The organism is Mesorhizobium maamorense (assembly GCF_044998965.1).
Lineage (GTDB): Bacteria > Pseudomonadota > Alphaproteobacteria > Rhizobiales > Rhizobiaceae > Mesorhizobium.
The window spans coordinates 950,136-974,926 of record NZ_CP173356.1 but is presented as its reverse complement, the minus strand read 5'-3'; the positions used below and the strand labels follow the sequence as shown (position 1 = coordinate 974,926).

At 65.3% G+C, this 24,791-nt stretch carries 19 protein-coding genes; 14 read left to right on the top strand and 5 right to left on the bottom strand.

The annotated features are described in order from the left end of the window. Positions 1-3 precede the first annotated feature (3 nt). On the bottom strand, positions 4-1,041 hold the full coding sequence (gene ftsZ, locus ACIU1A_RS05095; protein ID WP_140497755.1) for a cell division protein FtsZ: 1,038 nt from the start codon (positions 1,039-1,041) through the stop codon (positions 4-6). Between the two features lie 473 nt (positions 1,042-1,514). Between ftsZ and ACIU1A_RS05090 the strand changes: the two genes are divergently transcribed. From ACIU1A_RS05090 to fhuB, 5 genes are all read left to right on the top strand, one after another. Then, positions 1,515-2,870, top strand: coding sequence for a glutamine synthetase family protein (locus ACIU1A_RS05090; RefSeq protein WP_140514618.1), 1,356 nt, complete (start codon positions 1,515-1,517; stop codon positions 2,868-2,870). Positions 2,871-2,995: 125 nt separating this feature from the next. Next, positions 2,996-3,880 (top strand): helix-turn-helix domain-containing protein, encoded by an 885-nt coding sequence (locus ACIU1A_RS05085; RefSeq protein ID WP_404926777.1) that lies wholly within the window; start codon positions 2,996-2,998, stop codon positions 3,878-3,880. Between the two features lie 137 nt (positions 3,881-4,017). Next, entirely contained in the window at positions 4,018-6,207 is a 2,190-nt protein-coding gene (locus tag ACIU1A_RS05080) for a TonB-dependent siderophore receptor (protein ID WP_404926776.1), read from the top strand. A 22-nt stretch (positions 6,208-6,229) separates the two neighbouring features. After that, positions 6,230-7,105, top strand: coding sequence for an ABC transporter substrate-binding protein (locus tag ACIU1A_RS05075; protein WP_404926775.1), 876 nt, complete (start codon positions 6,230-6,232; stop codon positions 7,103-7,105). A 26-nt stretch (positions 7,106-7,131) separates the two neighbouring features. Continuing rightward, complete coding sequence (gene fhuB / locus ACIU1A_RS05070) at positions 7,132-9,108, top strand: Fe(3+)-hydroxamate ABC transporter permease FhuB (RefSeq protein WP_404927852.1); 1,977 nt, start codon at positions 7,132-7,134, stop codon at positions 9,106-9,108. A 15-nt stretch (positions 9,109-9,123) separates the two neighbouring features. On the opposite strand, the gene ACIU1A_RS05065 is transcribed toward fhuB, so the two are convergent. Further along, on the bottom strand, positions 9,124-9,984 hold the full coding sequence (locus ACIU1A_RS05065) for a MurR/RpiR family transcriptional regulator (RefSeq protein ID WP_404926774.1): 861 nt from the start codon (positions 9,982-9,984) through the stop codon (positions 9,124-9,126). A 169-nt stretch (positions 9,985-10,153) separates the two neighbouring features. On the opposite strand from ACIU1A_RS05065, the gene murA reads away from it, so the two are divergent. The 9 genes from murA (at position 10,154) to ACIU1A_RS05020 (ending at position 21,081) form a co-directional block, all read left to right on the top strand. Then, the gene (gene murA / locus ACIU1A_RS05060; protein ID WP_404926773.1) at positions 10,154-11,410 is read left to right on the top strand and encodes a UDP-N-acetylglucosamine 1-carboxyvinyltransferase; all 1,257 of its coding nucleotides are present in this window, start codon (positions 10,154-10,156) and stop codon (positions 11,408-11,410) included. Next, on the top strand, positions 11,407-12,291 hold the full coding sequence (locus tag ACIU1A_RS05055; protein ID WP_404926772.1) for a BadF/BadG/BcrA/BcrD ATPase family protein: 885 nt from the start codon (positions 11,407-11,409) through the stop codon (positions 12,289-12,291). The genes murA and ACIU1A_RS05055 overlap by 4 nt, the downstream gene beginning before the upstream one ends. Positions 12,292-12,465: 174 nt before the next feature. Further along, positions 12,466-13,398, top strand: a complete 933-nt coding sequence (gene murQ, locus ACIU1A_RS05050; RefSeq protein ID WP_140672693.1) for an N-acetylmuramic acid 6-phosphate etherase — start codon at positions 12,466-12,468, stop codon at positions 13,396-13,398. A gap of 140 nt (positions 13,399-13,538) precedes the next feature. Further along, positions 13,539-15,053 carry an ABC transporter substrate-binding protein gene (locus tag ACIU1A_RS05045; RefSeq protein WP_404926771.1) on the top strand — a complete coding sequence of 505 codons (1,515 nt, stop codon included), beginning with the start codon at positions 13,539-13,541 and terminating at the stop codon, positions 15,051-15,053. A gap of 145 nt (positions 15,054-15,198) precedes the next feature. After that, positions 15,199-16,158 (top strand): ABC transporter permease, encoded by a 960-nt coding sequence (locus ACIU1A_RS05040; protein ID WP_140555522.1) that lies wholly within the window; start codon positions 15,199-15,201, stop codon positions 16,156-16,158. Beyond that, a complete protein-coding gene (locus tag ACIU1A_RS05035; RefSeq protein ID WP_404926770.1) occupies positions 16,158-16,997 on the top strand; it encodes an ABC transporter permease in 840 nt (279 codons plus the stop codon). The genes ACIU1A_RS05040 and ACIU1A_RS05035 overlap by 1 nt, the downstream gene beginning before the upstream one ends. Continuing rightward, the gene (locus tag ACIU1A_RS05030; protein WP_404926769.1) at positions 16,994-18,742 is read left to right on the top strand and encodes an ABC transporter ATP-binding protein; all 1,749 of its coding nucleotides are present in this window, start codon (positions 16,994-16,996) and stop codon (positions 18,740-18,742) included. The genes ACIU1A_RS05035 and ACIU1A_RS05030 overlap by 4 nt, the downstream gene beginning before the upstream one ends. A 222-nt stretch (positions 18,743-18,964) precedes the next feature. Beyond that, positions 18,965-19,966 (top strand): serine hydrolase domain-containing protein, encoded by a 1,002-nt coding sequence (locus ACIU1A_RS05025; protein ID WP_404926768.1) that lies wholly within the window; start codon positions 18,965-18,967, stop codon positions 19,964-19,966. Further along, positions 19,966-21,081: an anhydro-N-acetylmuramic acid kinase gene (locus ACIU1A_RS05020; RefSeq protein WP_404926767.1), complete on the top strand. Its 1,116-nt coding sequence runs from the start codon at positions 19,966-19,968 to the stop codon at positions 21,079-21,081. Before ACIU1A_RS05025 ends, ACIU1A_RS05020 begins: the two co-directional genes overlap by 1 nt. Here ACIU1A_RS05020 and ACIU1A_RS05015 read toward each other — a convergent pair whose 3' ends face one another. The 3 genes from ACIU1A_RS05015 to ACIU1A_RS05005 all read right to left on the bottom strand — a co-directional run bounded on the left by ACIU1A_RS05015 (position 21,082) and on the right by ACIU1A_RS05005 (position 24,769). Beyond that, positions 21,082-21,510, bottom strand: coding sequence for a GNAT family N-acetyltransferase (locus tag ACIU1A_RS05015; protein WP_404926766.1), 429 nt, complete (start codon positions 21,508-21,510; stop codon positions 21,082-21,084). 65 nt (positions 21,511-21,575) lie between these two features. Continuing rightward, positions 21,576-22,967, bottom strand: a complete 1,392-nt coding sequence (locus tag ACIU1A_RS05010; protein ID WP_404926765.1) for a sigma-54-dependent transcriptional regulator — start codon at positions 22,965-22,967, stop codon at positions 21,576-21,578. Next, on the bottom strand, positions 22,964-24,769 hold the full coding sequence (locus ACIU1A_RS05005) for an ATP-binding protein (protein ID WP_404926764.1): 1,806 nt from the start codon (positions 24,767-24,769) through the stop codon (positions 22,964-22,966). The genes ACIU1A_RS05010 and ACIU1A_RS05005 overlap by 4 nt, the downstream gene beginning before the upstream one ends. Positions 24,770-24,791: the final 22 nt, after the last annotated feature.

The following is a 24,791-nucleotide window of genomic DNA, read 5'->3' as shown; positions in this document are numbered from 1 at the left end:
CGCCTATTGCAACGTCCGCGCCGCGAATGGCATGGAATGGTCGTGCGCCATGCCGGCATCGGCATCTTCCACGCCGAGCCCGCGGTCGAGGCCGGTGGCCACCACCGAAACCCTGAACCGGCCTTCCATGCTCTTGTCGAAGATGGCGCCGACGATGATGTCGGCGTCTTCATAGACCTCTTCACGGATTCTCGTGGCGGCCTCGTCCACCTCGAACAGGGTCATGTCGCGGCCGCCGGAAATCGAGACCAGCACGCCCTTGGCGCCCTTCATCGACATTTCGTCCAGCAGCGGGTTGGCGATGGCGGCTTCCGCCGCCTTCATCGCCCGGCTATCGCCTGACGCCTCGCCGGTTCCCATCATGGCGCGGCCCATGCCGCGCATCACCGATTTGACGTCGGCGAAGTCGAGGTTGATCAGGCCTTCCTTGACGATGAGATCGGTGATGCAGCTGACGCCGGCATAGAGCACCCGGTCGGCGATGACGAAGGCATCGGCGAATGTGGTCTTGGCGTCGGCGATCCGGAACAGGTTCTGGTTGGGGATGACGATCACGGTGTCGGCGCTTTCGCGCAGCCGCTCGATGCCCTCTTCGGCCATCTGCATGCGGCGCCTGCCCTCGAAAGTGAACGGCTTGGTGACGACGCCGACCGTCAGGATGCCTGCCTTGCGCGCCGCCTGGGCGATGACCGGCGCGGCGCCGGTTCCGGTGCCGCCGCCCATTCCGGCGGTGACAAAGCACATGTGGGTGCCGGCCAGATGGTCCATAATCTCGTCCAGCGATTCCTCGGCCGCGGCGCGGCCGATCTCGGGAAGCGATCCGGCGCCCAGCCCTTCGGTTACATGCGCGCCGAGTTGGATCAGCCGCGTCGCCTTGGACATGGTGAGCGCCTGCGCGTCTGTGTTGGCGGCAATGAATTCGGTGCCCTGAAGCTGCTCGGCGATCATGTTGTTGATGGCGTTGCCGCCGCCGCCGCCGACGCCGACAACGGTGATCTTGGGTCTCATCTCGGAGATCTCGGGCTTCTTGAACTCGGCCATGCCTCTTCTCCTTCGCCAGTCGCTCGCGCTTCACGCCCCGCCAGATCGATCACACCGCAAAACGGCAATCGACGCAGAGCGGCGTGACGAATCAGTCCGCTCGGATGGGTGTCCCAAAAAGCCAGAGAGCGGCCAGAGGTGCAAGTGCGGGGAAGGTCAAGATTTGTGATAGGGACGTTTCATATCCCACGACGGCCGCGCATGCCCGAGAGTGATGCCGGCATCCCGGCTTCACCCTGCGCGCGCCAAGCCCGATGCCGAGCCTTGGCTTTCCACGCTCTTGCCTCTATGTTTCGGTCGCAGATCGCGCAACTGGTTTTGAAATGCCTCCCGACATCCCAGCTAATGACTTGAATAAATAGGGAAACATCCGGCTGCGGCCAGATATGGATCCCGAAAACTCACAAGCCATTTTTACCAGGGACAGCGCGGCCGATCAGGGCTCGGGCACCTTCGAAACCAGAGGTTGGAAATTGGGCGATGCAATTGCGGACGTTCTGAGCTGGCTTGAGAGCCGAAACGACATCCAGAGCCTGAGGGCCGCGGTGTGCGACCTCAACGGCATCATGCGGGGAAAGCGCATCCCCGTCGAGCAGGCGCGCAAGGCACTGGAGGGCAAGCTGCGCATGCCCTATTCGCTGATCGGGCTGGACATCTGGGGCGAGGATATCGAAGGCAACGCGCTGGTGTTCTCGACCGGCGACGCAGACGGATTGTGCCAATGGACCGGCCGCGGCATCCTTCCGGTGAACTGGACGGCGCATCCGACCGCCCTCATCCCGCTCTGGCTCGCCGACGAAGGCGGCGCACCGTATCTCGGGGATCCCCGGCGGGCACTGGCCCGTATCCTCGACCGCTACAAGGCTTTGGGCCTGACGCCTGTGGCCGCCACCGAGCTCGAATTCTATCTTGTCGACCCGCAATCGCAGCGACCGGTCGGGCCTGTCTCGCCGGTCACCGGGCGGCGTCTGGATTCCGACGCGGCACTGTCAATCGACGAGATCGACGACTTCGAGGCCTTCATCCACGACATCTACGAAGCCTGCCGAGCACAAGGCATTCCCGTCGATACCGCCATTGCCGAGAACGGCGTCGGCCAGTTCGAGATCAATTTGAACCATGTCGCGGACGCGCTGCGGGCAGCCGACGACGCCGTCCTGTTCAAGCGCACGGTGAAGGGCATTGCCCGCAAGCACGGCTTTGCCGCCTGCTTCATGGCCAAGCCTTATGGCGACCGAGCCGGCAACGGCTTCCACGTCCATTTCAGCCTTGTCGACGCCAACGGGCGCAACGTCTTCGACGACGGCACCGACCAGGGCTCCGGCATTATGCGCCACGCTGTCGGCGGACTGCTGGCGGCGATGGCCGAGAGCACGCTGGTGTTCGCGCCGCATTTCAACTCCTACCGCAGGCTCCGGCCGAGATCCTACGCGCCGACCGCCGTCGCCTGGGGTTACGAGAACCGCATGGTCGCGATCCGCATTCCCGGCGGCCCGACTGGTGCGCGCCGGATCGAGCATCGCGTGTCGGGAGCGGACGCCAATCCCTATCTTGTGCTTGCCGCCATACTGGGCGCGGCACTGGTCGGCATCGAAAGGCAGATGTCACCGGGCGACCCAACCGGGAATGATGGGCAAGGCCTTGCCCCGGCCAAGCTGCCGCCGGACTGGGCATCCGCGATCGCGGCCTTTGAAAGCGGGACGCATGTGGCGGAGATCTTCCCGGCGATCCTGCGCCACTCTTTCATCGCCTGCAAACGCCAGGAACTGAATACATTCGCGCTCAACGTCAGCGACTTCGAGATCGAGACCTATCTCGAAAGCGTCTGAGGCTGCGCTGACCGACAGCAGCGGCGTCGGTTCAGCACGACCTTCGAACGCAAGGGCTTGCGGTGCTGTCGCTGACCGGGCATACATGATCTTTTCTATCATGTTTATGCCCAGGATAAGCAGAATTGACCTTCGTCGCGCGCATGGAGAGCCGGATTCAGGGATTTGCCGTGATCGGCGAGCTGAAATGGCACGTCTGGGACGGCGTCGTCGCCGACCTCTGGGATGTCTCATGCGGTGACAATGCCGAGGGTTATTACGTCTCTCCCGACCCCCGGCTGTTCGTCGCTCTCGATATCGACGGCGACGGTGCCTTCGTCGTCGAAGGCGCCCAGGGCGAACCGCGCCGCCACAACAAGGCGTTTTCCATAGCCTATATACCGGCCGGGGTGCCGATCCGCGGCCGCGTCGAAGGACTCAAACGGATCAGGCATCTCGACCTTCATTTCGACGCGGCGACACTGACCCGCCGCTTCGGCCGCAGCCTCGATCGCGATGCCTTGCAGATCTCGCGCCTCCAGTTTCGCGATGATCGGATCGCCACGCTTGCCGGCCTTATCGCCGCTGAATGCGGCAGCGAGTGGAACCTGCATGATCTTTATGGCGAAGGTCTGCTCAACGCCTTGTTCGCATGCCTTTTCCAGATAGACCGGCCAAGTGCCGCCAAGCGCCGGTCGCCCCTGCCCCGCCGCAAACTGCGCCTCGTCAAGGATTACATCGACGCCCACTGCCTGGACAGGATCCGCCTTGCTGATCTTGCCGCCCTGACCGGCCTGTCCGAAACCGCGATGAGCCATGCCTTCAAGGCAGCAACGGGCGTGCCGCCGCATCGCTGGCAGATGCAGGCGCGGATCGACAGGGCAAAGGCGATGATGGCGCATGAGGCTGCCTCGCTTGGCGACATCGCCCAGGCCACCGGCTTCTTCGACCAGGCGCACCTTACCCGCGTGTTCAAGTCCGTGGTCGGATTGACCCCGGGTGCGTGGATGAAGAGCGCCGGCCGCCGGTGACATTTCCGCAACATGGCACCGCGATATCAGTGGTTTGGACAAGAATGGACAAGCCGCCCAAATCAGTCCAATGACCCGTTGATAAGTTGAGGTAAACCATCAAGTATCTCAACGACGACAGGCGGGGACTTTCCTGAATGAGCAGAATTTACCGGATCAAGGCGCTTCTGGCGGCCGGCGTCGCCGCTGCCGCGACGATCCCGCCAATGCCGGCGTTCGCGCAGACGGCGCAATCCAGCACCCAGCTCGAACCGGTCGTGGTCGAGGGCGAGGCCGGAGACAGCGCGACCGGGCCGGTCGACGGCGTCGTCGCCAAGACAACCAGAACCGGCTCCAAGACGGCGACCGACATCAAGGAGGTCCCGCAATCCGTCTCAGTGGTCGGACGGCAGGAGATCGAGGATCAGGGCGCACAGAAAGCTGACGAGGCGCTGCGCTACACCGCCGGGGTCTTTGCGCAGCCTTTTGGCCCCGACAGCGACACCAACTGGATGTACATTCGTGGCTTCGATGCAACGGCCACCGGGACCTACATGGATGGCCTCCAGCTGTTCAGTTATGGTTTCGGCGGTTTCTATGTCGACAGCTTCGGCCTTGAGCGCATCGAAGTGCTGAAGGGGCCGGCCTCGGTGCTTTATGGCGGCAGCAATCCGGGCGGCCTGGTCAACTATGTCAGCAAGCGCCCGGACTTCGAACGCACGCGCTATGTCGAAACCGGCGTCAACGATGCCGGCAATGTCTATCTCGGCTTCGACACCGGCGACGTCGCCAACAACGGCACGGTCAGCTACCGGATGACGGGCAAGGTCGCCGGCGGCGATACCTACAGCGACCTGCAGAACGGTTGGCGCGGCTTCATCTCGCCGAGCATTAGCTGGAAGCCGGACGAAGCGACCACGCTAACCATACTGGCCAATTACAGCCACATCGACGAGAACCATAATGGCGGCAGCTTCCTGCCCTACGATGGCACCGTGGTCGATCACATTGTCGGCGGCGTGAACTATGGCCGCATCGATCCCGATGCGAACTTCACGGAGCCGAGCATCGATCTCTACAAGCGCGAACAGGGCTCCCTCGGCTACGAGTTCGAGCACACGTTCGACAATGACTGGACCGTTCGCTCCAGCGCCCGTTTCACCGCCGCCGACATCGACGAGGTCAGCGTCTATCCGAACGGCTGGTCAACCATCGGAGGGCCGACCGACCTGGCGCGCATCGTTTTCGATCACGACACCACGGCCAAGACGTTCCTCGCCGACAACCAGATCGAAGGCAAGGTGGCGACCGGAGCGATCGAACATACGATCCTCGCTGGCGTCGATTTCAAATATTACAACATCGACCAGGTACAGTCGTCCGGCCTCTACGATCCCAATTATGATAATCCAATCGACGCTTTCGATCCGGTGTACGGTTCGCCGCTGACGCCTCGCGTCAGCTATCTCAATCAGGACCTGACGCAGAAGCAGCTTGGCTTCTATGCACAGGATCAAATGCGCTTCGGCGATGGTTGGCTGGTGACACTGAACGGCCGCTACGACCGTGGCTGGCTCGAAGCCGACAACCGCCCGACCTATTACTCGGCGGGCTCCAGCACGCAGAGCAGCACGGTTGGCGACTTCTCCGGCCGCGCCGGCCTGGCCTATGAGTTTGCCAACGGCGTAACCCCCTATGCCAGCATCGCCACCTTCTTCAATCCGATCATCGGCACCGATGCGATGGGCAATCTGTTCAAGCCGGAAGAGGGCACGCAATACGAAGTCGGCGTGAAGTATGTGCCGACTTTTGTCGATGGCCTGTTCACCCTGTCGCTGTTCGACCTGACCCGCCAGAACGTGCCGTCGAATGTCACTCCCTTCACCCAGATGCAGACCGGCGAGGTGCGTTCACGCGGCGTCGAACTCGAAGGCAAGGTGAACGTGACGGAGGATTTCCGGCTTACCGGTGCATTCACAGCTTACGACATCGACATCACCAGGGACGCCAACCCGGCGCTCGTCGGCAAGACGCCTTTCATCGTGCCGGAAGTGATGGCTTCCGCATCGGTCGATTACACCTTCCGTGGCGACTGGTATGACGGCATCTCGATTGGCGGCGGGTTGCGCTATATCGGCTCCTCATGGGCAGACAATGAGAATACAGCGAAGGTTCCGGCGGTGACGCTGGCCGACCTGAAGCTCGGCTACGAGAAAGAGAACTGGGGCGTCGACCTCAACATCACCAACCTTTTCGACAAGAGCTATGTGTCGAGTTGCCAGACAACGCTCACCTGCTCCTACGGCGAAGGCCGCTCCTTCAAGCTGAAGGCGCACACGAGTTGGTAGTCATGGACCGAACCCACCGGCGATGATCCATCCGCCCAACAGACGGCAGGTGCTTGCGCTAACGGCCGCGGCCTTGCTGCCGCCGGTTGCCGGCAGGACTGCGACCCCAAATGTTGCCGCGATCGATTGGGGCATGCTGGAAACGCTTCTGGCGCTCGGCGTCGAGCCGGCGGCGGCGACCGAACTGATCCAGTTCCGCAGGATTGCGGTCGAGCCTGCCGTTCCCCAAACCGTGACCGATCTCGGACTGCGCGGCACGCCCAACTACGAGCTGTTGCGCATCGTCGCGCCGGACCTGATCGTCATCTCCAATTTCTACGAGTACCAACGCCCGATTCTGGAACGCATAGCGCCGGTGTTCGCGCAAACCGTCTACGATGCCGGAGTACCGCCCTACGCTCTTGCCGAGGCAGCGACGCTGGCGCTGGGCGAGAAGCTCGGACGACCGGCCGAAGCGAAGCGTTACCTCGACGAAACCGCCGACGACATAGCGCGGCGTCGCGCCGCCATGCCAACCAGGTCCGCACGGCCGGTCTTTGTCATCAGCCTCGGCGACTCCAGGCACTTCCGCGCCTTCGGTCGGGACTCCATGTTCGGTGACGTGCTCACGCGGCTCGGCCTGGTCAATGCCTGGTCCGACGAGACAAGTTACAGCGCGGCAGCACCCGTTGGCCTGGAGGCGCTGGCGCGGGTGCCCGAGGCCTCCATCCTGATCGTCTCGCCCTTGCCGGCGGATATCGGGCGCTCGCTTCCCACCAATGCCTTGTGGAACGCGCTGCCTGCCGTGCGCCAGGGCCGCGTCGCGGTGCTCGAAGCCATCAACCATTTCGGCTGCCTGCCGTCGGCCCGCCGCTTCGCGCGCCTGGCGACGGCGGCGCTTGCGGGTCATGCTTCGTGACGGAGCGCGCTGTGGCCCGAAGCGAGATGCCTCACCGCACCATCGGCGGCGCGCGGTCGCCCATCATCCTGTGGGGCCTGCTCGCGGGGCTGGCCACACTCTTGTTCGCATGGCGCGTCGGCATGCAGCAGCCGGCATCGGTGCCGGGCGATCTCCGCCATGTCATCCTGTTCTACAGCTCGCTGCCGCGCGCCGTCGTAGCGGTGCTGGCGGGCGCCGTGCTCGGCCTGTCCGGCCTGCTGTTGCAGCATGTGCTGCGCAATCCGCTGGCGGAACCATCGACGCTCGGCATTTCGGGCGGCGCGCAACTGGCGATGACGCTCGCCTCGCTTTACGCGCCGTTGCTGATGGAGCGGTCGCAAGGGCTGTTGGCCTTTGCCGGCGGCACCGCCGCTGTGCTGCTGGTGCTGGCGTTGACCTGGCGGCGCGGGCTGGAGCCGGTGTCGGTCGTGCTCGCCGGAATGATGGTGGCGCTGACCGCGAGTTCCGTCAGCGCCGCGCTGATCCTCGCCAATGGCGATTACCTGTTCTCGCTGTTCATCTGGGGCGGCGGGTCGCTGGTGCAGCAGGATTGGCAACCGGCTATCGCCCTGACGATCAGGCTGGCGGCCGGCGCCGCCGCGGCGCTGATGCTGCTGCGGCCGCTGACCATCCTTGGCCTCGACGACGCCTCGGCGCGCGGCCTTGGCGTTGCCCGCCACACCAGCCGCTTTCTCATCATCGCGCTTGCGGTGTGGATGGCAACGACTGTCGCGGCGCAGATCGGCGTCATCGGTTTCGTCGGCCTTGCCGCGCCGGCGCTCGCCACGCTTTCGGGCGCGCGCACCCTGCGGCAGAAGCTGGTCGCCGCGCCGCTGATCGGCGCGGTACTGCTGTGGCTGACGGACGGGCTGGTCCAGCTCGCCGCCGGAGCCGGCGGCGAGCGCATTCCGACCGGCGCGGGAACCGCGCTTCTGGGCGGCCCACTGCTGCTGTGGCTGTTGCCGAGGCTGCGCATGTTCGAATGGCCGCATCTCGGTTCCAATGGCGCGGCACCGCGCAAGGCCCGCCGTCCGTGGCTCATCATCCTCGTCCTGCTTGCGCTCACATTTGCCGCCGTCTTGGCCCTCGTGGTCGGGCGCGGACCGGCAGGGTGGTCGATCGCCAGCGGCGACCTGCTGGCCGATCTTGTCTCCTGGCGCGCGCCGCGTGTCGGCGTGGCCGCGGCCGCCGGCGCGATGCTCGCGGCGGCAGGCGTGGTCATCCAGCGCGTTACCGGCAACCCTCTGGCGAGCCCCGAAGTGCTTGGCGTCGGCACCGGCGCGGGCGCCGGTCTGACCGCCGTGCTGACGGTCAGCGCAACGATCGGGCTCGGCTGGCAGCTCGCCGGCTCGGCCGCGGGCTCACTGGCGGCACTGGCCGCCATGCTGGCCATCGCCGCCAAGGCAAAGTTCGGCGCCGACCGATTGCTGCTTGCCGGCATTGCCATGAGCGCACTGTGCAGCGCGCTGATCACCGCGACGATCGCGATGGGCAATACACAATCCTATGTGCTGTTGCGCTGGCTGAGCGGTTCGACCGGCCAGGCGACCGCCCTGGACGCAGCCGTTGCACTGGCCTGCCTGTTGCCACTGACGCTGCCGCTTTTTCTTGCCGCGCGCTGGCTGGACATCCTGCCGCTCGGGGCCGACAGCGCGCGCGGACTTGGCGTGCCCGTAGCCGGCGGGCGGCTGATGCTGGTCGTTGTCAGCGCGCTCCTGACCGCGCTGGCCGCTTTGATCGTCGGCCCGTTGAGCTTCGTCGGCCTGATCGCGCCACACCTTGCCCGGCTCCTCGGCTTTTGGCGCGCACGCATTCATCTTGCCGGGGCGATGCTTCTGGGCGCCTTGCTGATGACCATATCGGACTGGCTGTCGCGCATGGCGGCCTTCCCGTACGAACTGCCTGTCGGCCTGTTCGCCTCACTGCTCGGCGGGCCGTATCTCGTCTACCTGCTTGCCAAGGGCGTGCCTCGTCAGGGCTGACGCGGTCCGGGCATGTCAGGAAGACCGTTCGGCCTTCAGCACCGAGACCGCCGCCTCGCTGTTGTGGACGTAGTCATTGGCGTCCGGCTGCTTTTGCACCATGAGGATGAACAGAAGGTCGGTCAGCGTCAGCTGCGCATCGCGCGCGGTGATGGACGATGAGCGCGCACGCTCCTCGTCGGCGATGGTGTAGAGGCAGATATCGGCAACGCGGCCCAGCGGGTTGTCGTGCAGGCCGGTGACGGCGATCACCATGGCGCCGCGCTTGCGGGCGAGCTCGGCGATACGCAAGGTTTCGATGCTGGCGCCCGAATGGGAGAGCGCGAACAGCACATCGTCAGGCCCGAGCGTCGAGGCATTGGCCATCTGGATATGGCTGTCGCTGTCATGCAGCACATTGCGGCCAAGCTTCATCAGCTTGTAGGAGAAATCACGCGCCACCAGCGAAGAGGCACCGACGCCGACCAGATGGATGCGGCGCGCACCGTCCAGCAGTTCGAGCGCCCTGGAGATGATCCGCTCGCTGTTGGCGGCGACGGTCCGCTCCATTGACAGAAGCTTGCTGCCGACCAGCTTCTTCAAGATGACCTGATAGCCGTCGCCGACCTCGATCGAACCATGGATCATACCCGCCGGCACCTGCCATTCCCGTGCCTTGGCTTCGCTGACGGCGAGCTTGAGCTCCTGGTAGCTGGCATAGCCGAGCTTCTGGCTGAACTTGACGACGCTCGACTGGCTGCGCCCGATCTCAGCCGCAAGAGCAGCCGTCGACAGCCGCAGCATCTCGTCGGGGTTTTCGACGATGTACTGGCCGATCTCACGATCGCCGGGCGCCATGCCGTCGAGCTTGGCATTGATCCTGTTCAGAACGGACATGATTCCCCTTGCGCTTTGGCGTCCAGCCGCACGGCCAAGGAATAATTTATTCCAATTTCGATTGACAGCCAAGAACGCGGAATTAATTTTCAAGCGGGCCGGATTGAGCTCGGGAACAGCTTTCGAGAGCGCCGCGCCCGGACGCGGCCCGGCGCACAAGGTTTCAGCCATGGACACACTGCGCATCGTCGGCGGGCAAAGACTGCAAGGCGCGGTCACCATATCGGGCGCCAAGAACGCCGCTTTGCCGCAGATCGCGGCGGCGCTGCTCAGTCCCTACCCGCTCGAACTGACCAACCTGCCCGATGTGACCGATGTCGAGAACATGCTCAGCGTGGTGCGGCTGCACGGCGCCGAGGTGACGCGATCGGCCCATGCCGCGACGATCGACACCCGTGCCGCCGTTTCCAGGGAGACGTCCTACGACACCGTCAGAAAGATGCGCGCGACGGTGCTGGTGCTGGCGCCGCTGCTCGCCCGTTTCGGCCATGCGCGGGTTTCGCTGCCCGGCGGCTGCGCTATCGGCGCGCGGCCGGTCGACATGCATGTCGCCGCGCTCGCGGCACTGGGCGCCCGGATCGCCATCGAGAACGGGCTGATCGTCGCCTCGGCGCCGAACGGGCTCACCGGCACGCGCATCGTGCTGAGCTCGCCATCGGTCGGGGCGACGGAAACCGCCATGATGGCGGCGACCACGGCAAAGGGCGAAACCGAAATCCTCAACGCGGCGCGCGAGCCCGAAGTGGCCGATCTCGCCGCTTGCCTCAACGCGATGGGCGCGCGCGTCGAAGGCGCCGGCACGCATCGCATCCTGATCGCCGGCGACACGGACTGGCGCGCGGCCAGGCACGACATCATTCCCGACCGCATCGAGGCCGGCACCTATGCCATCGCCGCGGCGATCACCGGCGGGCAACTGGAACTGACGCATGCTCGGCTCGAGCACATGGCCTCCGTGGTGCAACTGCTGGAGGCGACCGGCGTCGGCGTCTGGCCGGGCGACCGCGGGCTCATCGTGTCGCGCGAGCAGCCGCTCAAGGCCGCCGACGTCACGACGGAACCCTATCCGGGCTTTCCGACCGATCTCCAGGCGCAGTTCATGGCGCTGATGTGCTGCGCGCAGGGCGCGTCGCTGCTGCGCGAAACCATTTTCGAGAACCGCTTCATGCATGTTCCCGAACTGATGCGGCTCGGCGCCAACATCAAGCTGCAAGGCACCACCGCGCTGGTGCGCGGCGGCGAGAAACTGCATGGCGCGCAAGTCATGGCCACCGATTTGCGCGCCTCGGTGTCGCTGGTGCTGGCGGCCTTGGTCGCCGAGGGCGAGACGACCATCAACCGGGTCTATCATCTCGACCGTGGCTATGAGCAACTGGACCGCAAGCTGCGTCTGTGCGGCGCCGACATCGAGCGGCTGAGCGCATGAACAACGGCCGCTCCGATTATTTTCTCGGCGTCGACGGCGGCGGGACCGGCTGTCGCGCCCGTATCGAGGACGCTGAAGGAATCGTGCTGGGACAAGGCCTCTCCGGTCCAGCGTCGACGCGGCTCGGCATCGACGCGGCCTGGGCCTCGGTTGCCACGGCCTTTGGCGCGGCGATCGAGGAGGCAGGGTTCGGAGCGGCCGAAACCACCCGGATCCACGCCGGCATCGGTCTTGCCGGGATCGGCCGCAAGGGCGCGCTGGAGGCGCTGCGGGCGATCGCGCATCCCTTTGCCAGCATCGATTTCGTCAGCGATGGCGTCGCCGCCTGCCTCGGCGCGCATTCGGGCCAGGACGGCGCAATCGTCATCGCCGGCACCGGTTCGATCGGCCTCGGCTTCGTCGAGGGCCGCGACCTGCGCGCCGGAGGCTATGGCTTTCCGATCTCCGACGAAGGCAGCGGCGCCGATCTCGGGCTGAAGGCAGTGCAGCTGGCGTTGCGCGCCCATGACGGCCGGCATGAGCGCACGGCACTGCTGGCGGAAGTCATGCAGCGTTTCGAGAACGACCCGATGCAAGCCGTGGCCTGGATGGACCGCGCCAGCGCCACCGACTATGCGGCCCTAGCGCCGATGGTGATGCGCCACGCCGACCAGGGCGATCCGGCCGGGCGGCGCATCGTGAAAAAGGCCGCCGAACAGATCGACACGCTGGTGCGGGTTCTGTTCGAAAAAGGCGCGCCGCGCGTGGCCCTGCTGGGCGGGCTCGCCAGTCCGCTCGAACCATGGCTCGCACCCGACGTTCGCCGGCGCCTGAAAGCCGCCGATGGCGACGCGGTTTCCGGGGCGATCATTCTTGCCCGCAGGTCACTCGGCAAGCATTAGCGCGGAAGGAATAATTTATTCCATCTTTCCGTTGACGGAACGAATATTCAATTCTAAGACGTTAACGAAACGGGGTAGCATAACGAAATACGCGTGTGCCGGAGCCAAAGAGGAACCACTTCCGAACAGGCTGAGCGGCCTTATTTTTGAAAGCACTGATTTGAAAGCACTGGGATGAGCGAGCAAGGTTTGATGTCCGAGCTGGACCGGCTGGTTTCCGAAGGCCGGAATCCGCGGACCATGGACATCGACCTGCTGCCGACGATCGATGTGCTGCGCAAAATCAACGACGAGGACCGGGTGGTTCCGGCAGCGGTCGAAAAGGTGCTGCCGGACATCGCGGCCGCGGTCGACCGCATCGTCCTCGCCTTCCAGAAAGGCGCTCGGCTTATCTATATGGGCGCCGGCACCAGCGGCCGGCTGGGCGTGCTCGACGCCTCGGAATGTCCGCCCACTTTCGGAGTGCCGGAAGGCATGGTCGTTGGCCTGATCGCCGGCGGGCCCGACGCGCTGGTGCGCTCGACCGAAGGGGCCGAGGATGATCCCAAGATGGGCGCCAGGGCCTTGCAGGACATCAAGCTCACCCCGGACGACGTGGTGGTCGGCATCGCGGTCAGCGGGCGCACGCCCTATGTGATCGGCGGGTTGAATTATGCCAAGCAGGTGGGGGCAACGACGGTCGCCCTGTCCTGCAATCCGGCATCGACCATAGCAGGCATTGCCGACATCGCCATCTCGCCGGTCGTCGGTCCCGAGGTGCTGACCGGCTCGACGCGGCTGAAATCCGGAACGGCGCAGAAGCTGGTGCTCAACATGCTGAGCACGGCCTCGATGATCCGCATCGGCAAGAGCTACCAGAACCTGATGGTGGACCTTAATCCGTCCAACAGGAAACTGGCCGCCAGGGCAACCAGGATCGTGATGCAGACCACAGGCTGCACGGCGGCGCAGGCGCGCCAGGCGCTCGGCCGGACCGGCAACGACGTGAAGCTGGCGATCCTGCTGACCATCACCGGGCTTGAGGTCGAGGAGGCGCGCGCAGCCCTCGCCAAGGCAAGGGGTTTCCTGCGAAAGGCAATCAGCGACGAGACGCATGAAGGCGCTTGAGACCAGACGGCGTGAAGCTGCTTTACACAAGACGGCGCGAAGCCGCATAGACTGGGCCGATAGTCCAAAGCGCGTGTGTCTTGGAAGCGGTCCGCAGAAACTGCAAGGGCATCGGGTTCAAGCAAAGATGGGAGACGAGAATGGTTCACCTCACAAGAAAGCTGCTGTCGGGCATCACGCTGGCAGCCATGCTCGGCATCGCCACGGTCTCGACGCAGGCGGCGACGCTGCACATGGCCTGGTCGCAGGACGCAACGGGACTTGATCCGCACAAGCAGACGGCCTTTTCCTCGCTGCGGCTCCTGGAGCTGATCTATGAGCCGCTGGTGCGGGTCGATGCCAGCCTGCAGATCATCCCGGCCATCGCCACGTCCTGGGAATTCTCCAAGGACGGCAAGGAGCTGACCTTCAAGCTCGATCCCAAGGCGAAATTCCAGGACGGCGCTGCCGTGACCTCGGCCGACGTCAAGGCATCGTTCGAGCGCATCCTGGACGAGAAGACAGGCGCCGCCGCCCGCGCCAACTTCCTGTCGATCGCCAGCATCGACACGCCGGACGTTGGAACCGTCGTGTTCCATTTATCGCAGCCCGACGCGCCGATCCTGACGGCGATGAGCGACATCAACGCGGCCATCGTGCCGGCGGCCGAGATCAAGGCCGGCTCGATCGGCACCAAAACGGTCGGCTCCGGCCCGTTCAAGCTCGATAAATGGGACCCCAACGCCAAGGAAGTCTTGAGCGCCAACAAGGAATGGGCCGGCGGCGCGACCGGCGTCGACGGTATCGAAATCAGCGTGCTGCCCGATGAAGCGGCGATCCTCGCCGCCATGCGCACCAAGCAGGTCGATTTCGCGCTGCTCAACGATCCGCTCGTCGCCACGCTGGTGCCGAAGGAGGCTAGCCTGCAACTGAACCGCGCGCCGGTGCTGGCCTATAACGTGCTGCAGCTCAATCCGTCACGCAAGCCGATGACCGAACTCAAGGTGCGCCAGGCGATCTCCTGCGCCATCGACCGGCAGGAGGTTCTGGACACCGCCGCGCTCGGTGAAGGCAAGGTCACCGGACCGCTGACCATCCCAGCACTTGCGACCGATCCAAGCCAGCTCTTCTGCTACAAGCGTGATGTCGAGAAGGCCAAGAAGTTGATGGCGGAGGCAGGCTTTGCCGACGGCTTTTCGGCGACCGTGATCGGCGCCACCGGCGAGCCGCCGACGGCGGCGGCAGAAGCCCAGGTCATCCAATCGCAGCTCGCCGAGATCGGCGTCAAGCTCGACATCAAGATGATGGAGCTCAACGTCTATGTCGATGCCTGGCTGAAGGGCGATTTCGACATGGCGATCGCGCTCAATGGCGGCCGCGCCGACCCCTACACCATGTACAACCGCTACTGGACCAAATCAGGCAATCTGCAGAAGGTGGCCAACTACATCGACGATACGCTGGACAGCCTGATGCAGAAAGGCCGCACCGAGACCGATCCGGCCAAGCGCAAGGCGATCTTCACCGAGTTCGAGAAGCACCTCGCCGAAGTCTCGCCCTGGATCTGGCTCTACACGTCCTACAGCTATACCGCCCAGCAGAAGAACGTCGCCGGGTTCGTGCCGACGCCGACGGGCACGCTGTTCAGCCTCAGCAAGGTTACCATCCAGCAGTAGCCGTGGGCGGCCCTGGAGACGGATGATTTCAGGTTGAATCGACCTGAAATCTGAATCCGCCTCTAGATCCAAGGGATAGAGCATGATGTCGTCCGAAAACCGCTTCACACTCGGCATCATGCTCTAGACGAGAGGTCTTCTTCGCGTGAACTATCTGATGCGACGACTTGCGGCGTTTCCTCTCGTCCTGCTTGGCGTGTCGATCCTGGTCTTCGTGGCGATCCGGATGGTGCCGGGCGATTCGATCACCGCGATGCTGGGCACCGAAGCCGGCCTGCTGACGCCGGCACAGCGCGATGCGCTCGCCGCCTATTTCGGCATCGACCAGCCCTGGTTCGTCCAGTACTGGCGCTGGATCGGCGGCATCCTGCACGGCAATTTCGGCATCTCCGTCACCTATGGTAGGCCGGTATTGGACGTCATCCTCGAGCGCTTCCCGCTGACGCTGGAACTGGCCGTGCTGTCGATGATCATCGCACTCGCCGCCGGCATGCCGGCGGGCATCTACGCCGCCACGCATAGTGAGAAACTGTCCGACCTCGGTGTGCGCGTCGTCGCTATGATCGGCCAGTCGACGCCGAGCTTCGTGCTCGGCCTTTTGATCATCTACGCGCTGTCGGCCGGCTTCGGCGTGCTGCCGGCCATGGGCGAATTCGCGCCGCTCTGGCAGGATCCCTTGCGTAATCTCAGCCAGCTGATCCTGCCTGCCATCACGCTCGGCTTCGCCTTCGCCGCCTCGGTCACCCGCATCTCGCGCTCGGCCATGCTCGACGTGTTGAGCGACGACTATGTGCGCACCGCCCGCAGCAAGGGCGCCTCGGCGCGCAGCGTCATCTGGCGGCATGCGCTCCCCAACGCGCTGATCCCCGTGGTGACGCTGAGCGGCATCGAGTTCGGCTATCTCCTGGGCGGCGCGGTCATCGTCGAGCAGATCTATGCCCTGCCCGGCCTCGGCCGCATGGTGCTCGACGCCATCCTCCAGCGCGACTACGCGCTGGTGCAGGGCAGCGTGCTGTTCATCGCCTTCAACTTCATGATCGTCAATCTCCTGGTCGACCTCGCCTATGTCGCGCTCGATCCGCGCATCCGGCTGGGCGAGCAGTGATGCGCATGCTGCGCGCCATCTTCGGGCACAGCAGCGGCCGTATCGGCGGCGTGATCGTCGGCGTCTATCTCCTGGTCGCCATCCTCGGCCTGTTGGGACTGACCCCGCACAATCCGATCACACAATACCGGGTCGACCGGCTGCATGCGCCCAGTGCCGCCTACTCGATGGGCACCGACCTGTTCGGCCGCGACGTGGCGAGCCGGCTGATGGCGGGCGTCGGCCAGTCCTTCACCGTGGCTTTCTTTTCGGTAGCCTTCGCCGCGCTTGCCGGCACCGTGCTGGGGCTCGCCGCCGCCTGGCTCGGGCGCCGCTGGGACGGCGTGCTGATGCGGATCATGGATGTGCTGCTGGCTTTTCCTGCCATTCTTCTGGCGCTGCTCATCGTCACCGTTGCCGGACCTGGCACATGGACCAGCGTGGTCGCCATCGGCATCGTCTATACGCCGATCTTCACACGAGTGGTGCGCGGCCCTGCTTTGTCGCTCAAAGCGCGCGAATTCGTCGACGCCGCGCGCACCTTCGGCAGCAGCTCCAGCTACATCGTCACGCGGCACCTGCTGCTCAATCTGGTCGCGCCGCTGACCGTCCAGGTGACGCTGGCGCTCGCCTGGGCACTGCTGACCGAGGCCGGCCTGAGCTTCCTCGGTCTCGGCACGCAGCCGCCGGCCGCCTCGCTCGGCCTGATGCTGAGCGACAGCCGCAATCTGATGGAAACCGCCCCATGGCTGATGATCTTCCCCGGCCTGGCGATCATGATCAGTATTCTGGGCTTCAACCTCTTGGGCGACGCCTTGCGCGACATCCTCGATCCCAGAATGCGGAGAGCGCTCGCATGATCCCGCTTCTGTCGGTCCGCGATCTGCGCGTCGGCTTCGGCCGCCACCCGAAAGCCAATGAGGTGGTGCGCGGCGTCAGCTTCGATCTCGCCGACGGCGAAACGCTGGCCATTGTCGGCGAAAGCGGCTCGGGCAAGTCCGTCACCGCGCTGTCGATCAACCGTCTCATCGATTTCGGCGGCGGCCGCATCACCGGCGGCGCCATGACGCTGAAACGGGCCGACGGCAGTCTCTTCGACCTGACGACCGCGACCGAGCGGCAACTGACCGGGATCTGCGGCGCAGAGATCGGCATGATCTTCCAGGAGCCGATGACCTCGCTCAATCCTGTGCTGACGATCGGCACGCAGATCGAGGAATCGTTCCGGCTGCATCGCGACCTGACCGGCCGGCAGGCCACGGCGGCGGCCAAGGACGCGCTCGACCGGGTGCGCATCCCCGATGCGGCAAGGCGGCTGAAATACACGCCCAACCAGCTGTCGGGCGGCATGCTGCAAAGGGTGATGATCGCCATTGCGCTCGCCTGCAATCCGCGTCTGCTGATCGCCGACGAACCGACCACGGCGCTCGATGTGACGGTACAGGCGCAGATCATGGCGCTGCTTGCGGAGCTCAAGCAGGAAAGCGGCATGTCGATGATCTTCATCACCCACGACATCGGCCTTGTCGCCGGGATCGCCGACACGGTGATGGTGATGCAGAACGGGCAGGCCGTGGAACAGGGCGAACTGAACCAGGTCCTCGACAGGCCGCAGCACGCCTACACGCAGCATCTGTTGCAGGATGTGCCGCATTTCGCCCACGGCCGCGCGACACGCGCGGACGGACAGCGCGGCAAGAATACAAGGACCGACCCGGCCCTTGAGGTCAACGGCCTGGTGGTGCGGTTTCCGCTCAGGAGCGGTTTCTTCAGCCATGCCAGCGGCGCGGTGCACGCCGTCGACGGTGTCGACTTCGACCTGATGCCGGGAGAGACATTGGCCATTGTCGGCGAGAGCGGCTCGGGTAAATCAACCACCGCGAAAGCAGTCCTTGGGCTGGTGCGCTCGACGCGCGGCAGCTTCTCGGTCGGCGCCCGGACGGCCTCGGCAAAGCACGGCGCCAAGCCCGTGCAGATGGTTTTCCAGAATCCCTACGCTTCGCTCAACCCGCGGCTGAGCATCGAGAGCATCCTGGCGGAGCCGGTGATCGCCAATGGCGGCCGGGCGGACGCCGAAACGCGAGCCAGGATGGCGAGCCTGCTGGAGCGCGTCGGCCTGCCGCAGAACAGTTTGCAGCGCTATCCGCACGAATTCTCCGGAGGCCAGCGGCAAAGGCTGTGCATCGCCCGCGCGCTGATGCTCAACCCGTCGGTCGTCGTTCTGGATGAAGCGGTTTCCGCCCTCGATGTTTCAGTGCAGGCCAAGGTGCTGGAGCTGCTGGTCGACCTGCAGCGCGAGTTCGGGCTGGCCTATCTGTTCATCTCGCACGATATGGCTGTCGTCGAGCGGATCGCTCATCGCATCGCCGTCATCTATGCCGGCCAGATCGTCGAGATCGGAGACGCGGCCTCGGTGCTGTCGGCGCCGAAACATTCCTACACGAAGAAGCTCATATCAGCGGTTCCGGCCATCGACCGGCGGCATGAGCGTTTCGAGGTCGACACACGCCAAGTGCCTTCCCTGGTGCGCCCGCAAGGGTTTGAGCCGGCGCCGGCGAGATGGGAGGAATTTGGGGTAGATCATATGGCGAGGGTGGAAGGGTGATGCATGGTGCCCTGGGCTCGGTTAGGTCGGCGGGACAGCACCCCCTCTGTCCTGCCGGACATCTCCCCCGCAAGGGGGAGATCGGATGTCGCGTCGGCTTTCGCCAATCTCCGATGGTGGAAGGCTGGCGGGACATCAACTCTGCCAATCTCCCCCTTGCGGGGGAGATGCCCGGCAGGGCAGAGGGGGTGTGACGGAACTCGGCCTTTCAGGAGGCCCGCATTGACCAACCTCGCCCAGATCTTCGACCGCGCGTTCCAACCACTCGCAGCGGCAGTTGCCGCCAAGCGCATCCCCGGTGGCGTGCTCGGCATCGTTGACAGGAATGGCGACCGCATCACCAGGGCGATCGGCTCAGCCCAACTCGTGCCTAAGCAGCGACCGATGCGTGAGGAGAGCTGGTTCGACCTGGCATCCCTGACCAAGGTGATCTTCACCACGCCGCGCATTCTGGCGCTGGCTCAGGACGGTGCCATCGATCTCGACGCACCACTCGTCTCGGTGCTGCCGGACCTTCGCCAATATGACGCGAGTGCCTGGGAGCGGAAGGTGACGTTTCGCCAGTGCCTCGGGCACCAGACGCCCTTCCCGGCCGTCGAACCGATCTACACTTACGGGCGCGACCCCGACCTGCTGCGCGCCTTCATCCTGCAACGGGAATGGCGGGCACGCGATCGGGTCTATTCCGACATCAATTTCATCCTGCTCGGTTTTGCGCTCGAGCGGCTGTCGGGCAAAACCATCCGCGACATGGAGCCCGGTCCGGGCTTTGCGTGGTCCGCCGAGCCAGATCTCGCCGCGGCAACAGAAGACTGCACCTGGCGCCATCGGGTTCTGTCCGGCGAGGTTCACGACGACAATTGCGCGGCGCTGCAAGGGGCCGGCCATGCCGGCCTGTTCGGCACGGCGGCCTCGGTGCTCGATTTCGCCCAGGGGCTGCTGACCGGCGCATCCGAACGGTCGATCGCGCCGATGCGCACGCCCTTGTCCGCCACCCGCACCCATGGCTGGGAGCGTCCCTATGACGGCTGGTCCGGCGGCGCTTTGTGCGGCCCCGGAACGATAGGCCATACCGGCTTTACCGGCACGGGGCTGTGGATCGACTTCGACAGAGGCAAGGCCTGGACCTTGCTTACCAACCGGATCCATCCGACACGTCACTTCGACAGCGGAATCGTCGCGCTTCGCCAAGCGGTCGGCGATCTCATCAATGGAGTTCGATAATGGAATCCATCTGGGCCGTCGGCCTGATGACCGGCACCGTGCTGGACGGCAACATCGATGTCGCCCTGATCAAGACAGATGGCGAGCGCATCGACGATTTCGGCACCTACCGGCTGATGCCCTACCCCCCGTCGATCCGCTCGCTGCTGGAAGAGACGCTTAAGCAGGCGCGGGGCTGGAATTTTGCCGGACCGGAGCCGGCGATCTTCCGCGAGGCCGAGGAGGCGCTGACGCGCGCGCAATCGGCGGCGGTCAGGGAGCTCGTCGAACGCCATGGGATGACAATGGCGGATATCGGCGTCGTCGGCTTCCACGGCCAGACCGTGCTGCATCGCGCGCCGCAAATCGGCCGGCTCGGACAGACCCGGCAGCTCGGCGACGGCGAGTTGATGCATGCGATCCTCGGCACCAAGGTCGCCTATGATTTCCGCTCTGCCGACATGCGCGCCGGAGGACAGGGCGCGCCGTTGGCGGCCGCCTATCACACCGCGCTGATGCGCAGCGCCGGCGCCAGTGGCGAGGTAGCCGTGCTCAACCTAGGCGGCGTCGCCAACATCACCTGGTGGGACGGCGGCGACAATGTCGTTGCCTTCGACACCGGCCCCGCCAACGCGCCGCTCAACGACTTCATCAAGTCAAAGGGGCTCGGCGAAATGGACCGCGACGGCGCGCTTGGCCGGGCGGGAACGGTCGACGAAGCCCGGCTCGCCAAGCTGCTGCAACACCCCTATTTGACCAAACCCTATCCGAAATCGCTGGACCGTTTCGACTTCGGCGCCACCATGGCGGATGGCCTGAGCGCCGAGGACGGCGCCGCGCTTTTGACCGCCTTCACCGCCGCCGCGGTCGGCAAGGCACTCGATCTTCTGCCGAGCCGGCCGAAAAGACTGGTGGTCAGCGGCGGCGGCCGCCACAACCCGACGATGATGGCAATGATCGCCAGCCGCGCCGGTGTCGAGGTGGTGCAGGCCGAAAGCCTCGGCTGGAGCGGCGACGCGGTGGAGGCGGAGTGTTTTGCCTTTCTCGCGGTGCGCGTGCTGCGCGGCCTGCCGATCAGTTTCCCCAGCACGACGGGCGCGCCGCAGCCGATGCGCGGCGGACGGCTGGCCGGTTGATCAGCCCGCCGACAGTTTTTCTTGCAGGAAGACGCGGCTGCGGCCGACGGGGAAATCGGCGAGTGTTCCGAAGGGCTGATAGCCCTGGCGCCGATAGACCCTGGCGGCGTTGGGGTTGAAGGTGTCGATCCAGGCGTTCTGGCAGCCGCGCGCCATCGCCTCCTTCTCAGCCGCGTCCAGCATCGTGCCGGCCATGTGCCGGCCGCGCAGCCTTTCGTCGACCCACAGCCATTGCACGTAAAGCCAGCCCCAGGCGGTGTAGCCCGAAATGCCCGCGACAATCGCGCCGGCTTCGTCACGCACGAACACCGCAAGGGCCTTCCTTTCGGAAGCGCCGACATCGCCGTCGTTGAACGCCATCAAACGCTCGCCGAGAAAGGCGAGTTCCTCGGGCAAGGGGGTTGCCGTCGTCTCAAGTGTCGTGATCATGGCTCATCCGAAATGCGCAACGGAATACGAACAGAGTTACGAAGGCCGGAGCGCCTGCGCAACGCCTATGTCCGTTCCCGAACAGCTTGCCGGTCCGGGTCGCCACCATTGCGGAATTCGGAGGCGGAAATGCCGTAGCGCTTGAGCTTGTCGTAGAAAGTCTTGCGCGGCACGCCGAGTGCGTCGATGGCCCCGCGCACGTCGCCGGCATGATCGCGCAAAGCCTCGCGGATGAGTTGCGCCTCGTAGCGGCCGACCCGTTCGGGCAGCGCCGCCGAGGGCTCCGGCAAGCGCGCGGACGTTGCCCTGGCCTCCTCTTCGGGCCCGAGGCCAAGCGCGACCCGGTCGGCAAAATGCGCGAGCTCGCGCACATTGCCGGGCCAGTCATGCGACTGGAGATGGTCGCTCACCGCGGCATTCACGGCCGCGACAGGACGGCCGAAACGCTGCGAGGCGTTACCCAGGAAATGCCCGAACAGCATCGGGATGTCGCCGCGCCGCTCGCGCAGCGGCGGGATGCGCAGCATCACCACGTTGAGGCGGAAATAGAGATCCTCGCGGAAATCGCCGCGCTGGTCCGGCCGACCCAGATCGACCTTCGTTGCCGTGACGACCCGCAGATCGAGGCTGCGCGTTTCGTTGGAGCCGAGCGGGGTGAGGCTGCGCGTTTCCAGCACCCGCAGCAGCTTGACCTGGAGCGGCGGCGGCATGGATTCGATTTCGTCGAGGAACAGCGTACCGCCGCTGGAATGCTCGATGCGGCCGATCCGCCGCCGCTGCGCCCCGGTGAACGCACCCGGCTCGTGGCCGAACAGCTCGCTCTCGATGACGGTCTCCGGCAGGGCGCCGCAATTCAGCGCCACGAAAGGCTTTGCGCGGCGCCGGCTCCATCGGTGCAGGAGATCCGCCACCACCTCCTTGCCGGTGCCGGTCTCCCCTTCCACCAGCACGTCGACATCCATGTCGGCGATCTGGCGCAAGGTCTCGCGAAGGCGGCGGATGGCGGGCGCCTCGCCGATCAGCGGCAGGCCCTCGGCGGCCTGCGCGGCGGCCTCGTGCAGCCGCCGGTTCTCCATCACCAGCCGCCGCTTTTCGCTTGCCCGCTTCAGCGCTTCGACAAGGCGCTCGCCGGCATAGGGTTTCGGGATGAAATCGTAGACGCCATCCTTGAGCGCGGCCACCGCGAGATCAATATCGCCATGTCCGGTGACCAGGATCACCGGTATGTCGATGTCGATCGCCCTGATCCGATCGAACAGCTGCAAACCGTTCATGCCGGGCATGCGGATGTCGCTGACCACCACGCCCTGAAAATCCCGGTCGACGGCGGCAAGCGCTGCCTCCGCGGCCTTGAACGCGATCACGCCGAAGCCGGCAAGCTCGAGCAATTGCGTGGTGGCGTGAAGCAGATCCGCGTCATCTTCGACGAGCGCGACCAGCCCTGATCCCTCAGTCATTCAATTCGCCTCAGATCTATGGTGAAGGATGCGCCTTTCGTGCTGCCCGGATCGAGGCGCAGCGTGCCGCCCAGTTCCTGGGCGATCTCCTGCGAGATCACCAGACCGAGGCCAAGCCCCTTTTCCTTGGTGGTCTGGAACGGCATGAACAAATTGCCGGCCGCTTCCGGCCCGAGGCCAGGTCCATTGTCGCGCACCGAAACCAGCACCCTGTCGTCGCGCTCGGCAAGCTCGATCTCGATGCGCGGATCGGGCCGGTCCTTCAGGGCATCCAGCGCATTCTGCAAGAGATTGACCAGGATCTGCTCCAGCCGGATTCGGCTGGCCATGACCGTCGGCGAGGCGGTGCCGCGCGGCTTGACGACGGTCACGCCGGAATCGCGGATGCGGCCGGACAGGAGCGACAGCGCGCCGTCGATCGCTTCGCGCACGGGCAATGGCGAGGCGGCGACGCCTGGCCGCCGTGCGAAGGTGCGCAGCGTGCTGGTGATGGCGCCGATGCGCTCGGTCATCGACACGATCGATGTCAGGTTGCCCGAGACGGATTCGACCTTGCCGCCATGCAGGAAGCGGCCGGCATTCTCGGCGTAGGTGCGTATCGCCGCCACCGGCTGGTTGATCTCATGCGCGACGCCGGCGGCGATCTGGCCGAGGATGGAAAGCCGGTTGGCCTGGGCGAGATCGTCGCGCAGCCGGCGAACCTTGGCCTCGGCGTTTTCGCGCTCGGCGATCTCGCCGGCAAGGGCCATGTTGGAGCGGGTCAGTTCCGCCGTTCGTGTGCTTACCCTGCTCTCCAGCTCGGCATTCATGCGCGCCAGCGCTTCCTGCCTCAGGCGGCGCGCACGGCGGCGCCTGAGAAGCACGTAGGCAAGCAAACCCGTGAGCAGCAACGCCAGCAGCGTGGTCAGGCGCGCCGTGTTGACGGCCGACGTCAAAGCGGCATCGGCAGGCGTGAGCAGCCACAGACGCCAGCCGGGAACGGCGCCGGGCAGGTCTTGCGCCACTTCGACGAACTGGCGCGATTTTCCGGCATTGTCGATTGTCGCCAGGCCGTCACCGGCACCGCGTCGTATCGGCAGCGGTTCGAAGCCGGTTTCGGCAAGTTGAAGCTGCGCGTGAGCTGTCGCGGCATCCGCGGCCGAGAGCGGCGCAAGCGCGTGGAAACGCCACTCGGGCCGGCTGGTCGCCAGCACGACACCGCGCTCGTCGGTGACGAAGACGACAAAGCCGCTGGAGCGCCAATTGGCTTCGACGCCGTCGAGTTCGACCTTCAGTACGGCAACGCCGAGCGGCGTCTTGCCGTCATCGACGCGGCTGGCGAGATAAAGTCCCGGCCTGCCGCTGATCGTGCCGAGGCCATACTGGCTGGCGGCGCCCTTGGTCATGGCGTCGGTGAAATAGTGGCGGAAATTGTAGTCGATGCCGACGAAGCTGCCCGGCTCGCCGGCGTTGCTGGCCGATATCGCGATGCCTGCCGTGTCGATGACATAGATGGCGGATGCCGAGGCGTCGGCGGCAATGGCGCGGAGCTTGTCGTCGAGCGCTGTCTCTTGCGTTTTGCCGGCCCGGCGCAACGCGTCGCGCACCGCATCGTCGCGTGCCAGCACCAAGGGAACGAGACGCTGCTTTTCGATTTCGCCGGTCAAGGTGCCCGCCGCCAGCGGCAAGGCTGCCAGTGCTCCGTCGCGGAGATCGCCGGCAGCCTGGTTGGCGGCAAGGCGCCCGGCAATCGCGACCGCTCCCGCCAGCATTACCAGGCCGATCAGGAGAATGAGCCAGCGGCCGTCACGCAGCCTGGCCATCGCTTCACGCAGCAGGTCGCGG